This window comes from Tsukamurella hominis, assembly GCF_965137015.1.
In the GTDB taxonomy this organism is placed as follows: domain Bacteria; phylum Actinomycetota; class Actinomycetes; order Mycobacteriales; family Mycobacteriaceae; genus Tsukamurella; species Tsukamurella hominis.
Genome location: NZ_CBCRZG010000004.1, coordinates 116,649 through 131,201 on the forward strand (window position 1 = coordinate 116,649; position 14,553 = coordinate 131,201).

Sequence of the window (14,553 nt, forward strand, 5' to 3'; positions counted from 1 at the left end):
TCGGTCGGTCTGTGGGCCGTCAGTGCTTCATGTAGGCACGGGCGGCGAGGGGCACGATGATCGCGATCATCGCGAGGGAGACGAGGGCCGAGTACGCGGTCGCGTGCTGCGCGGCCCAGTTGATGGGTTCGTCGACGACGGGCTTCGGGCTCAGGGGATTGCCGAAGGCCTCCCGCAGCGAGCGCGCCATCGAGGTCACGGGGTTCCACGAGGCGATCGTGCGGAGCGGGCCGGGCAGGTCGCCGGAGGCGATGAACGCCGACGAGATGAAGGCCATCGGGAACATGACGATCATGCACAGCGCCTGCGCGGATTCCGGCGTCGAGACGGACAGGCCGATGAGGGCGCCCAGCCACGACATCGCGAAGCCGAAGAGGAACAACACCGCCAGGGAGACCACGGCATCGGCCCAGCTCCCCCGCATGCGCCAGCCGACCGCGAGGCCGACCAGCAGCATCACGGCCACGCTGATCACGTTGACCACGAGGTCGGAGGTGGTGCGCCCGACCATGACCGCGAGGCGCGACATGGGGAGTGAGCTGAACCTGTCGATGATGCCGTTCTTCATGTCCGAGGCCACGCCGATCGCGGTGGGGCCCGAGCTGAACGCGACGGTCTGCACCAGGATGCCGGCGAGCAGGAACTCCCGGTACCGGTCGCCGCCCACCTCGCCGCCGAGCGCGGAGCCGAAGACGTAGCTGAACAGCAGCACGAACATGATCGGCTGTACCGTCGCGCCGAGCAGCAGCTGCGGGATCCGGACCAGCGTCGTCAGGTTGCGACGGGTCATCACCGCGCAGTCGCTGAGGAATCCGCCCAGCGACGGCTCCCGCTCCCGCGGGAAGATGATCGCGGTCATGCGTTGTTCTCCTCGGTCTTGTTCGCGTCCTCGCCGGTGAGGGCGAAGAAGACGTCGTCCAGGGTGGCCTCGCGGAGCATCGCCGACTCGACGTGAACGCCGGCCTCCCGCAGGTCGTTGAGCACGGCGACGAGCTTGTGCTGGCCGTCGGCCACGCGGATCGCGCTGAGGCCGGAGGCCTCCCGGATCGCGGTGCCGTCGATGGCGTGCCGGGCCAGGATCGGCCAGGCGGTCACGCGGTCACGCTCGCGCAGGCCGATCTGGATCAGGTCCGCCGCGGCGGCCGACTTCAGCTCGGGAACGGTGCCGGACCGGATGATCCGGCCCTGGTCGATGATCGTCACCAGGTCGGCCAGGATCTCGGCCTCGTCCAGGTACTGCGTGGTGAGCAGGACGGAGATGCCATCCTCCTTGCTCAGCCGGGCGATCACGTCCCACACGTCCTTGCGGCTGCGCGGATCGAGGCCGGTGGTCGGCTCGTCGAGCACCACCAGGCGCGGTCGGGCGATGATCGCCCCGGCCAGGTCGAGACGCCGGCGCATGCCGCCCGAGTACGTGCCCGAGGCCCGGTCCGCCGCGGCGGTGAGCCGGAACTGCTTGAGCAGCTCGTTCGCGCGCGCCTTCGCCGAGATCTTGTCGAAACCGTAGAGGCGGGCGAACATCTCGAGGTTCTCGCGGCCGGTCAGGTTCTCGTCGACCGCCGAGTACTGGCCCGAGAGACCGATGATCGACCGGGCGCGGCGCGGGTCGGCCAGGGCGTCCACACCGTCGATGGTCACAGAGCCCTCGGAGGGCTTCATGAGCGTCGAGATGATCTTCACCGTGGTCGTCTTGCCGGCGCCGTTCGGGCCGAGCAGCGCGTGCACGCTGCCGGGCGCGATATCGAGGTCGACGCCGCCCAGCGCATACACCGCCTTCTTGCCGCGGCCGTACTTGCGGGTGAGCCCACGGACGCTGACCAGCGGCGTGGTCTCGTCGAGCGTCTTGCTCTTGGACTTGACCACCGCCGTGTAATTGCCGGTGAGGAAGACGTTCATGGTGCGGGCGACTTCGTCGATCGCCGGCGACGAGCCGAGCTGGTTGTGCGTCGCCTCGATGTCGTGCACCTGCACCAGGCCGGTCACGTACGGCCGCCACAGCTGCGGCACGAGGCCGCCCGTGGTCTGCTCCGTCGCGCGGAAGACCAACATGTTGCCGTCGTACTCGCGGGGGCGGTGCGAGTAGCCGAGCGTCGTGTTGTGCCGGTAGTTCGCCAGCAACCGCTCCATCTGGCCGCGCGAGAGCTCACGGGCCGGCCCCCCGGCCGAGGCCAGCCGGTCCAGGGCGTCGTCGGTGCTGAGCTCCGCGTCGTCGTCGACGTCGAGGCCCACGAACTCGCGGAGCAGCGCCGCGATGGACATCTCCTCGCGCGGACCGCGGTAGTCGCCCAGCGGGTAGGCGTCCATGAGGGCCAGGTTGACCTTCTCGCCCAGTTCCCGCAGTTCGACGGCCATCTCGTGCGCGATGAGGCCGCCGAGGGACCAGCCGAGCAGGCTGTACGGGCCGTGCGGCCTGCTCGCGCGGATGTTGCGAACGTAGGTGCGCGCCAGCTCCCGGATCGAGTCGGCGGGCGGCATCGGGTACGAGATGCCGGGCGCCTGCAGGCCGATGATCGGGATGCTCGGGTCGAGCTCGCCCGAGAGCCCGAGATAGTTCCACGCCAGCCCGACCGCGGGGTGCACGCAGTACAGCGGCTCGACGCCCGGCGTTCCCGCGCGCAGCGGCAGGATCGGGTCGGTGATGGCCGTGTCGGAATCCGCTGCCACACCGGTGATCACGGCAGTGGTCGAGACCGGCGCCGGGGCGCCCGCGATCCGGGCCGCGATCGTGCTGACCTTGGCGTCCTCGAAGAACCAGCGGATGCTGGCGTCCTCGGCGTTGAACCGCTCACGCAGCCGGTCGACGGCGATCGCGGCCTGCAGCGAGGTGCCGCCGACGGCGAAGAAGTCGTCGTCCATGCCGAGGGAGGCGACGCCGAGGACATCGGAGAGGATCTCCGCGACGGCGCCCTCGAGGCTGGCCGCCGAGACCGCGCGCTGCTGGGGCGAGGCGGGCCTCACGACGGCCGCGAGCGGCGAGACCGGGGCCTCGTCGGACGTCCCGCCGGACCCCGGGGTGCCGACGGGCGGCAGAGCCTTGACGTCGGTCTTCCCGTGCGCCGTGACCGGCACGCTGTCGATCTCCTGGAAGACCGCCGGGACCATGTGCCGCGGAAGGCGGTCCCCGACCCACGCCCGGAGGTCGCCGACGGTGACGGCGCGCTCGGCCACGTAGTACGCGACGAGGCGGGCCGCGGCCTGCGCGTCGAGCGAGCCGTCACCGCGGTCGACGACCACGACGGCCTGCCGCACGTCCGGGTGGCTCTCGACGGCCGCCGCGACCTCGCCCGGCTCCACGCGGAAGCCGCGCACCTTGAGCTGATCGTCACTGCGCCCGACGAACTCGAGCACCGGCTCGCCGGAGTCGGACGCGCGCCAGCGCACCAGGTCGCCCGTGCGGTACATGCGCTTGTAGCCCTGCGCATCGTTGTACGGGTTCGCCACGAACCGCGAGGCCGTGAGCTCGGGGCGGTCCAGGTAGCCGTGCGCCACACCGGGGCCCGCGACGTACAGCTCTCCGACGGTGCCGGGTGCCACCAGGTTCAGGCGCTCGTCGCAGATCATCAGCTGCGCGTCGGCCACGGCACTGCCGATGCCCACGTTGTCGGGGTCGACGGCGCCCATGGTCGCGGCGATGGTCACCTCGGTCGGGCCGTAGGCGTTGATCAGGATGCGGCCGTTGGACCAGCGGCGCGCCAGCTCCGTCTGCAGCACGTCGCCGCCCACGCTGAGCGCCTCGAGCAGCGGCAGATCACGATCGGGGATCGTGGCCAGCGCGGCCGGCGTGATGAAGGCGTGGGTGACCTCGTTCTCCGCCAGGAAGTCGCCGAGCGGCGATCCGCCGTACAGCGTGACGGGCGCGATCACGAGCTCGGCACGCGACCAGGTCGCCAGCAGCAGCTCGAGGATCGAGGCGTCGAAGCTGGGCGAGGCGAAGTGCAGCACCCGGGCGCCCGCGCCCACGGCGTGTTGCCGGACCAGGGTGTCGGCCATGGCGGCGAGGCCGCGGTGCGGCACGACTACGCCCTTGGGCTTGCCCGTGGAGCCGGAGGTGTAGATGACGTACGCCGGGTCGTCGACACCGACGGGCGCGACCTCGGCCGGCGGGTGTTGGACGCGCGAGGGCGCGAGGTCCACGGTGACCCAGTCAACGGTCTTCGGGAGGCCGTCCATGGCGTCGCGGACCGTCAGGCCCACAGCGGGCTCGGCGTCGTCGAGGATGTAGCCGATCCGCTCCGTCGGGTAATTCGGGTCGACGGGCAGGTACACGGCGCCGAGGCGCGCGACGGCCCAGAAGGCGACGACCGATGCGGCGGACCGCGGGATCGACACGGCCACCCGGGTTCCGGTACCCACGCCGAGCCCGGCGAGGCGGTTGGCGAGAGCGGAGACCGCCGAGTCCAGCTCGGAGTAGGTGTAGTGGAGGTCCCCGTCGCGCAGCGCGGGGGCGCCCGGGCGCTGCCGCACTGCCCGCGCCAGGATCTCGGCCATGGTGTGCGGCTCGATCGTGGTCGAGGCCCGCTGGAACAGCTCCTGTTCCTCGGGCAACAGCACCGGAAGGTCCGCCACGGGGGTATCCGGGGCCGCGACTCCCGCGGTCACCAGGCGTGCGAGTCGTCCGACGATGCCCTCGGCCGTGCCCGGCCGGTACAGGTCGGTGCGGTAGCGCAGGTTGAACCGGAGCCCCTCCTCTACCTCGCGCACCTCGAAGGTGGCGTCGAAGGTGGTGGTGGCCGCGGCCAGCGGCAGCGGCTCCAGTTCGAACATCCCGCCGCCGTCGGAGGTGATGACGCTGAGCGGGTCGCCCAGGTTCTGGTGGCTCAGCACCACCTGGAAGACGGGGTGCCGGTCGCGGCTGCGCGGGGGCTGCAGCGCCTCGATGACCCGCTCGAACGGCGCCGTCGCATGGACCAGATCGTCGAGGTCGCCGCCGCGGATCCGGTCGACGAGGGCGTTGAAGGTCTCGTCGCCGGTCACGGCGGTGCGCAGCGCCACGGTGTTGACGAACATGCCGACCACGTCGCGCAGGCGGCGGTCGGTGCGGCCGATCACCGGCGTGCCCACGACGACGTCGTCGGCGCCGTTGACGCGATGCAGCAGCGCCGCGAGGCCGGCATGCAGCACCATGAACATGGAGACGCCGCGCTTTCCGGCGAAGTCCGCCAGGGCGTCCCGCTCGGCCTTCGGCAGCACGATGGCGACCTCGCCCGCATCGGTCGAACCGATCGTCGGGCGGGGGCCGTCCGCCGGGAAGGAGCTCTCCTCCGGCACACCGGCGAGGCGCTCCGCGAAGTACTCCACCGCGCCGGCGTCCTTCTCCGCCTGGCCGCGCTGCCACACCGCGTAGTCCGCGTACTGGAGCGGCAGCTCGGTCCACTGCGGCTCGGAGCCGGTGCTGCGCGCGAGGTACGCGGCCATCAGGTCGCGGGTCAGGGGCACCACGGAGGCACCGTCGGCCGCGATGTGATGCACCGCGATCGCGAGGATCGAGCCCTTGCCGGTGGGCGCAGTCATGACGCGCAACGGCACGTCGCGGTTGAGCGCGAACGGCCGTGCCACGAACTCGGCGATCGCCGATTCCTGGCCCGCCACAGTGGAGGTGGCGGTGCCGAACTCGGCGGCGAAGTCGCGGACCTCGGGCGCGTCGGCAGACAGGATCTCCTGATACGGGCCCTCCGCGGAGGACGGGTACCGGGTGCGCAGGCTCTCGTGGCGCGCGAGCAGGTCGCGCAGGGCGGCGTCGAGGACGGCCTTGTCGACAGGGCGGCTCGCGAGGAAGGCCGCGCCGATGTTGTAGGTCGGGCCCGGATCGATCTTGTTCTGCAGCCACATCCGCTCCTGCGCGGACGACAGCGGCATGCGATCGCCGCGCTGGACGCGCCGCAGGCCCTGGTCCTCGAGCGCGGACTCGTTGGAGATCCGGTCGGGATCGCCGGTGAGGGCGGTCGCGATGGCGGCGGGGGTGCGCAGGTCGAAGACGGTGCGCGCCTCGATCCCGTTGCCCAGCAGGCCGACCAGCTCGTTCGCGGAGAGCGAGTTGCCGCCCAGGTCGAAGAAGTCGTCCTCGACGCCGATGGCATCGCTGCCGAGCACCTTGCGGAAGGCCTCCACGACGCGGCTCTCGCCCGGAGTGGTGGGCTTCGCCGCGGCGTTACCGGTGCCGCCGAAGTAGGGCTCCGGCAGGGCGGCGTTGTCGAGCTTTCCGGTGTTGCCCATGGGAACCGAGGCGATGATCATCACCGCGGCGGGCACCATGAAGCCGGGCAGGCGGGTCCGGACGTGGGCGCGGACCGCCGACGGGTCCACGTCGCCCTTGACGTACGCGACGAGGGCCGGCGCACCGTCGGGCCCCGGACGCACCTGGGTCGAGACGAAGTCGACGCCGGGCATCGTGTCGATGGTCGCGTCGATCTCGCCGAGCTCGATGCGGATGCCGCGGATCTTGACCTGGAAGTCGTTGCGGCCCACGAAATCGACGATCAGCTGACCGCTGTCGCTGCGGGTCCAGCGGACCACGTCGCCCGTGCGGTACATCCGGTCGCCGGGCTCGCCGTAGGGATTCGCGACGAACCGCGCCGCGGTCAGCTGCGGGCGGCGATGGTAGCCGCGCGCCAGCTGCGGGCCGGCCACGTAGAGCTCGCCGGGCATGCCGACGGGCACGGGACGCAGCTCCTCGTCGAGCACCATCAGCCCCTGGCCGCGGACGGGCGGGCCGATCGGCACGCGGCCATCGCCGGACAGTGCGTCGGAGATTGCGGTCATGATCGTGGTCTCGGTGGGGCCGTAGCCGTTGTGCAGGTGGCGGCCGACGCTCCACTTCTTCGCCAGGCCGGGGCCCAGCGCCTCGCCGCCCGCGAGGACGTGCGTCCACGACGGGACCGCGTCCTGGTTGACGGTCGCGAGCGTCGACGGCGTCAGGAAGCCGTGCGTCACACCGTGATCGGCGATGATCTTCTCCAGCTCGCGGCCGCCCGTGGTCCCCGGGGGCACCACGACGAGCGGCGCGCCGACGCGGATCGCCAGGAGGTGCTCGAGGACCGTCGCGTCGAACGCGGTGGAGGCGAAGGCCATCACCCGGGTGTCGGCGCCGGTCTGCAGGCGAACGTGCAGTTCCTCGGCGAAGTTGCCGAGGCCGCGATGGGTGACCACGGTGCCCTTGGGCTGGCCGGTCGAGCCGGAGGTGTAGATGACATAGGCGGCGTCGTCCAGGTTCGGCACGATCTGCGGGTCGTAGCCGTCGCCGTCCAGGTTGTCCATGGCGACCCAGTTCACGCCCTCCACACCGGTTCCGGTGGCGGTCACGCCCACGCGGGCGCGCACATCGTTCGCGATGTAGTCGCGGCGGTCCTGGGGGTACTTGGGGTCCACCGGGGCCACGGCGGCGCCGGCCAGGGTGATGCCCCAGAACGCGGTGATGGACTCCGCCGAGCGCGGCAGATCGGTGAGCACGGCCTCGCCGGGGCGGGACCCGGCCGCGAGGACCGCCGCGGCCACCTTGCGGGCATCGGCGTAGAGCTCGCGGTAGCTGAGCGTCCGCGGCCCGTCGATCACGGCGGGGCGGTTCGCGTACGTGCGGGCGGCCTCGCGCATGAGCTGGCCGAGCGGGGTGTGGAAGTCGGCCTCCACGCCCCGGACCGGGGTCAGCTCGGCGAGCCGGTCCGCCGACATGATCGGGAGCTCGCCGATGGTGGTCCGCGGATCCTGCCCCACCGCGGTGAGCACCGCGACGAGCGCATCGAGGATCGACTCGGCCTGCTCGGCCCGGTACAGCTCGGAGGCGTACCGCAGCTCGATGGTGCCGTCGGCGCCGAGGGTGAACTCGAGATCGAAGCGGGCGATCGGCACGTCGACGGGGACGACCTCGACGTCGACGCCGGCCATCGGGAAGTGCTGGGTGTCGAAGGGCCGCTGGTTGAGCATCACCTGGAAGATCGGGTGGCGCCCGGCGGCGCGCGGCGGGTCGACGAGCTCGAGCACCGACTCGAAGGGCAGGTCCGAGTGGTCGAGGGCGTCGAGATCCCCGTGGCTGACGGCGGCCAGGTGCTGCGCGAAGGTCATCTCGTTCGCGGTCCGGGTGCGCAGCGGGATCGAGTTGACGAACATGCCGACGAGGCCGTCGAGTTCGGCCTCGCCGCGCCCGGCGACGGCGGTACCGACCACGAGGTCGCTCTGGCCGGACAGGCGCGAGATGGCCGCGGCCAGGGCCGCGTGCACCACGATGAACGGAGTGGTGGTGTGAGCCCGGGCGAGGCCGGCGACCCCGGCCCACACCTCGGGTGCGACGCGGGTGTCGATGGAGCGGGCCCCGGAGACGACGCCGCCGGAGCGCGGCACCGCCGCGGGCGGCACCGACTCGGCCGGCGGGTCCGCCAGCACGTCGGCCCAGAACCGGTCGAGCGCCTGACGCGGCGCCCCGGTGAGACGGTGTTTGTAGGAGCGGGCGTGCTCGGTGTACGTGCGCGGGAGCGGCGCGAACCTCGGTGCCTTGCCGCGCGTCCGCGAGGCGTAGGCGGTGGCGAGATCGCCGGCCAGCGGCATCATCGACCAGCCGTCGGCGGCGATGTGGTGGATCACCAGCACCAGCACCTGGTGCCGCTCGTCGATGCGGTAGAGGCGCGCGCGGATCGGCACGTCGGCGGCGAGGTCGAAGGGCTCGCCCGCGTAGTCCGAGGCCGCCGTCATCAGCCCGTCGAGCGCCACGGAGCGCTCGGTGAAGGGCACCAGGTTCGGCCCGGCGGGCAGTACCTGGACCTCGGGCTCGCCCGCGGTGGGCCCGTTGCGGTACACGGTGCGCAGCGGCGTGTGGCGGGCCACGACGTCGCCCAGGGCGACGCGCATGGCGGAGACGTCCACGTCGCCGCGCAGGTGCAGTGCGACCGGGATGTGGTACGAGCCATCGGGACTCACGCGGTTGCGGACCCACATCTGGTGCTGGGCGGGAAGCAGCTCGGCCGCCTCCTCGGGGTCCGACGGTGCCGCGAACTCGGGCTCGGGATCGGCGGTGGCGGTGGTCTCGACCGCGGCGGCGATCGCGGCTGCGGGCACCGGGGCGCCGCCGATCGCGGCGGCGAGGCCCTCGACGGTGGGATTGGCGAAGACCGTCGCCACGCTCACCCGGGTGCCGGTGGCGGAGCCGAGGCGCGCCGCGATGCGAGTGGCGGACAAGGAGTTCCCGCCCAAGTCGAAGAGGGTGGTGGCGACGTTGAGATCGCCGATGCCGACGCCCGGGATCACCTCGGCGAACGCCGCGGCCACGAGTTGCTCGGCGTCCGTCTGCGGACCGCGGCCTGCGGACACGTCGATCGATGCGCGCTCGGGCTGCGGCAGCCGCTTGTGATCGACCTTGCCGTTGACGGTGAGCGGGAACTCGCCGATGGCGATGATGTGCGCCGGGATCATGTAGGCCGGCAGCTCCGCGGAGATGCTCGCTGCGATCGCGCCCACCTCGGCCGTGCCGGTCACGTAGGTGACGAGTTCCGCGGTGGCGGTGTCGTCGCCGTGGACGACGGTGACGGCGCGCTCGGCGCCCGGCACCCGCATGACGGCGGCGTCGATCTCGCCGAGCTCGATGCGGAAGCCGCGCAGCTTCACCTGCGAGTCGACCCGGCCGAGGAACTCGAGCGTGCCGTCGGCGTCCCAGCGGACCAGGTCGCCGGAGCGGTACATCCGCGCGCCGTCGGGCTCGAAGGGGTTGGCCACGAACCGCTCCGCGGTGAGGAGGGGGTTGCCGTGGTAGCCCCGAGCGATGCCGGGACCGGAGATGTACAGCTCTCCCGCGACGCCGACGGGTGCCGGGCGCAGGTACGGGTCGAGGACGTACAGCCGCGTGCCGGGGATGGGGCCGCCCAGGCGAACGGGCTCGTCGCCCTGGAGCGCGCCCAGGGTGACCGCGATGGTGGTCTCGGTGGGTCCGTAGACGTTGACGAGGGTGCGCCCCTTGGCGGCCCACTTCGCGACGAGCGCCTGCGGCACGGTGTCGCCGCCCACGCCGAGCGAGGTGAGGGCGGGCAGCTTCGCCGGGTCGAGCGTGGCGACGGCTGCGGGGGTGATGAAGCCGCCGTTCACCTCGCCCTGCGCGAGAACGTCTTCCAGCTCTTCGCCGCCGTAGACGTCCGGCGGTACCACGACGAGCGCCGAGGCGCTCTCGACGGCCATGAGCAGCTCGAGGACCGAGGCGTCGAAGCCGGGAGACACGAAGTGCATCACGCGCGAGCCGTCGGCCAGTCCGTGCGAGCGGACCAGCTCGGCGGCGAGGCTCGACAGGCCGGCGTGCGTCACGCTCACGCCCTTCGGCCGGCCGGTGGAGCCGGAGGTGAAGATCAGGTAGGCGGGGTTCGCGAGGTCGATCACAGGCCAATCGGCTTCACTGGCACCGGCGTTCGCGCCGGGACCCCACACGCGGACGAGGTCCGCGGGCGTGAGGGTGGCGACGGGGGCCGCGGCGGTGGCGATGTGCTCGGCGCGCTCGGCAGGCAGCTTGGGGTCGATCGGCACGAAGGCGGCGCCGGTCTTCGCGACCGCCCAGACGGCGATCACGGACTCGAGCGAGCGCGGGATACGCAGCGCAACGCGCGCTTCAGGGGCAGCGCCGACCGTCATCAGGTAGCGCGCGAGGCGATCGCTGTACTGATCCAGCTCGCCGTATGTGATGCTGCGGTCGCCGTCGATGACGGCGACGCGGCCCGGGTGCGCGGCGGCGGCCCGGCGCAGCAGATCAGGCATCGGGACGGACGGCCCCGCGGCCGCGGGTGCGCCAGGTGCGACGCCGCCGAAACGGGCCCACTCGGCAGCCTCGGCTTCGGTGGCGACATCGAGCGCGGTGAGGGGCGTGCCGCCCGGTGCGGCCGCGAAGCGCTCGAGGTACTCCATGAAGCGCTCGAAGTGCGCGTCCAGGTCCGCCGCGGAGTATGAGGCCGGGTTGGCCTCCATGTCGATCCGCAGGGCGCCCTGCTCGGACTCGTAGACGGTGACGGCCACGTCCTCGGCCGGGCCGGAAGTGAGCAGGTTCAGGGTGCCGGCGGCCTCACCCAGGGTGATCGCCGAAGAGAACATCATGATGTTGATGGTGTCGCCGAAGGTGGATCCCACGACGCCCTCGCGCAGCGTGGGTGCCTCCATCCGGGCGGCGGGATAGAGCTGGTGCCGCAGGCCGTTGCGCAGGTCGAGGCCGGTCCCGTCGATGATGTCGGACACGGTGGCGCCGGCGCCCGCCCGCACCGGCACGGGCAGCACGTTGGCCGTCATGCCGGTCGAGCCCCGCAGGGCCGCGGTGGTGCGGGCGGCCACGGGCACGGAGACCGAGATCTCCTCACGGCCCGAGACGGCGGCGACGTAGGCGCCGAAGGCGGCGATCACCAGACCGGTGCGGTTGGTACCCAGGCGCTCCGCCGCGGCCTCCAGCCGGGCGCCCGCCTCGGCGCTGGGGACGCCGTTGCGGCGCCGGTTCAGGCTCGACGGTGCCGCGACCACGCGGCTCAGGCCCGCCGCCTCGGGCAGCGTCGTGACGACGCCCGCCCAATACTCCGCATCGCCGTCGGCGCGCGCGGACGCGAAGTACTTCTCCTCCGCGGCCACGAAGCCCTCGGGGGCCAGCGGAGCGGGCTTGAGGGGCGGGACCTCGGCCCCGGTGGCGCGTGCCGTGTACAACTCGGCGACGCGGCGCTGGAGGATCGAGGCGCCGTAGCCGTCGATGACGGCGTGGTGCGCGCGGGCGTACCAGAGCCACCGCCCCTCGGAGACGCGGATCAGGCGGTTGATGATCAGTTCATCGGTCGCGAGATCGATGGGCCGCGAGTATTCGGCGCGCATCCACGCGACGGCGGCGTCGATCCGCTGATCCTCGGGCAGATCCGCCAGGCCGAGGTCGATGACCTGCGCGGCGCAGTCGATGCTGCGGTCGAGCCACTGGACCGGGGTGCCGGACTCGTCGACCTCGATGCGGACGTACGGGGAGAGGAACTCGTCGCTGGCCTCGCGAGTCGCCGCCTGCATGGTCTCGACGTCGAACGGACCACTGATGTCGACGTACTGCGCGACCGTGTAGGCGACGTCCGGGGACATCTGCTGGCCAAGCCACATTCCGTACTGGGCCCCGGTCAGGGAGTGCACCGCGTGGTCCACCAAGCTCTCCTCTACATCACGATCGCAACGCAGAACGGTTGCAATCGCAGAATTGTAGGGACGCCTTGCTTGAAATTGCAACATCTTCAACCAGGATTTCCGTGAGCGAAGGTCGCAGAAACACCGCAGGTGACAGCGGTCGCGCTCAACAAGATTCACCGACGGGCCGCCATCCAGCGGATTTGCGACTCGCAAGGCCGTCTTGCCCAGCTCCCGATTCAGTCTGTCAAATTCTGAGCAGGCGCTCTTCATCGAGATTTCATGGAAACGTGTTCTCGATCACATCGAAATGTCCGAATTCCGGGCTGGATCTCCCGACACCGCTCCCGGCCGTTCCCTGCGGCGGGTACCGGAGGCGTACGACGGTGCGCTACATTCGAGGCGTGCAGTGGCGCGCTCTTCTCCTCGGTTGCCGCGGCGGGGTCTGATCCAGACCGGCTCCCCGTCGCGGGTTGAGCCGTGCAGTCGCGGCAGCGCCGGTCGAGTCCTCCCGGCCCCTCGCGGCCGAACCGTCCCTGCCCTTCGCAGGGGTGAACCCGAGAAAGTAACCTCGACCCATGAGCCCTGCAGCCGATTCCTACACCTCCGGCGTTTCGAAGATCACCGCTCCCGCCGGCCCCCGCAACCCGGGCCAGCCCGCGTGGAACCAGCAGCGCGGAAGCGCCATGCCCGCCCACCGCTACCGCTCCTTCGGCGACGAGGTCGAGCACGTCGAACTCCCCGATCGCACCTGGCCCGACAAGGTCGCCACCACCGCCCCGCTGTGGTGCGCCGTGGACCTGCGCGACGGCAACCAGGCCCTCATCGATCCCATGAGCCCGGCCCGCAAGCGCCGCATGTTCGACCTGCTGGTCCGCATGGGGTACAAGGAGATCGAGGTCGGCTTCCCGTCCGCCAGCCAGACCGACTACGACTTCGTCCGCGAGATCATCGAGGACGGCGCCATCCCGGACGACGTGACGATCCAGGTGCTGGTGCAGTGCCGCGACGAGCTGATCGAGCGCACCTTCGAGGCCTGCCAGGGCGCGAAGAACGTGATCGTGCACTTCTACAACTCGACCTCGGTGCTGCAGCGCCGCGTGGTGTTCCGCGCCGACAAGGCGGCGATCAAGAAGATCGCCACCGACGCCGCCCACAAGGTGCTCGAGGAGGAGAAGAAGTACCCGGACACCGCCTGGCGCTACGAGTACTCCCCCGAGTCCTACACCGGCACCGAGCTCTCCTTCGCCAAGGAGGTGTGCGACGCGGTCACCGAGATCATCGCGCCCACGCCCGAGAAGCCGATCATCCTGAACCTGCCCGCCACCGTCGAGATGGCGACGCCGAACGTCTACGCCGACTCGATCGAGTGGATGAGCCGCAACCTGGCGCGCCGCGAGAGCATCATCCTGTCGCTGCACCCGCACAACGACCGCGGCGAGGGCGTCGCGGCGGCCGAGCTCGGCTACCTGGCCGGTGCGGACCGGATCGAGGGCTGCCTGTTCGGTAACGGCGAGCGCACCGGCAACGTCTGTTTGGTCACGCTGGGCCTGAACCTGTACAGCCGCGGCATCGACCCGCAGATCACGTTCTCGGACATCGACGAGATCCGGCGCACCGTCGAGTACTGCAACCAGCTGCCTGTGCCCGAGCGGCACCCCTACGGCGGCGACCTGGTGTACACCGCGTTCTCCGGCAGCCACCAGGACGCGATCAACAAGGGCCTCGATCAGATGAAGGTCGACGCCGACGACGCCGACAAGGACGTCGACGACATCCTGTGGCAGGTGCCCTACCTGCCGATCGACCCCAAGGACGTGGGCCGCAACTACGAGGCCGTGATCCGCGTCAACAGCCAGTCGGGCAAGGGCGGCGTCGCCTACATCATGAAGGCCGACCACGGCCTGCAGCTGCCGCGCCGCCTGCAGATCGAGTTCAGTCAGTCGGTGCAGAAGATCACCGACGGCGAGGGCGGCGAGGTCACGCCCAAGGAGATGTGGGACGTCTTCGCCGGCGAGTACATCGACCCGATCCTGCCGCTGGAGCGCATGCGCCAGAAGGTGACCGCGTCCGAGGTCGACGGTGGCGTCGACCGCATCGACGCCGTGGTCAAGGTCGACGGCAAGGAGCAGGAGATCTCGGGCGAGGGCAACGGCCCGCTCGCGGCGTTCGTCGACGCGATCGGCACCGTCGGCTTCGAGGTCCGGGTCCTCGACTACAGCGAGCACGCGCTCTCCGCGGGCGACGACGCCCAGGCGGCGGCGTACGTCGAGGCGATCGTGCGTGTGGGCGACGAGGACCGCACCGTCTGGGGCGTCGGCATCGCGCCGTCGATCACCACCGCCTCGCTCCGCGCCGTGGTCTCCGCGGTCAACCGCGCGAACGGCAGCCGCCGGACCGCGCAGGAGGCTGTCGGCGAGGCCTCGACCCGCACCTGGGCGCCGTAGGCGTTCCGGG

At 71.4% G+C, this 14,553-nt stretch carries 3 protein-coding genes; 1 reads left to right on the forward strand and 2 read right to left on the reverse strand.

The window, feature by feature from the left end:
• Window positions 1-19: 19 nt before the first annotated feature.
• Both ACM9LD_RS07280 and ACM9LD_RS07285 read right to left on the reverse strand, forming a co-directional pair.
• Window positions 20-859: an ABC transporter permease gene (locus ACM9LD_RS07280; RefSeq protein WP_415676074.1), complete on the reverse strand. Its 840-nt coding sequence runs from the start codon at window positions 857-859 to the stop codon at window positions 20-22.
• Window positions 856-12,117: an amino acid adenylation domain-containing protein gene (locus tag ACM9LD_RS07285; RefSeq protein ID WP_415676075.1), complete on the reverse strand. Its 11,262-nt coding sequence runs from the start codon at window positions 12,115-12,117 to the stop codon at window positions 856-858. Before ACM9LD_RS07285 ends, ACM9LD_RS07280 begins: the two co-directional genes overlap by 4 nt.
• Window positions 12,118-12,674: 557 nt before the next feature.
• Between ACM9LD_RS07285 and leuA the strand changes: the two genes are divergently transcribed.
• On the forward strand, window positions 12,675-14,543 hold the full coding sequence (gene leuA, locus ACM9LD_RS07290) for a 2-isopropylmalate synthase (RefSeq protein ID WP_415676076.1): 1,869 nt from the start codon (window positions 12,675-12,677) through the stop codon (window positions 14,541-14,543).
• The last annotated feature ends 10 nt before the right edge of the window (window positions 14,544-14,553 follow it).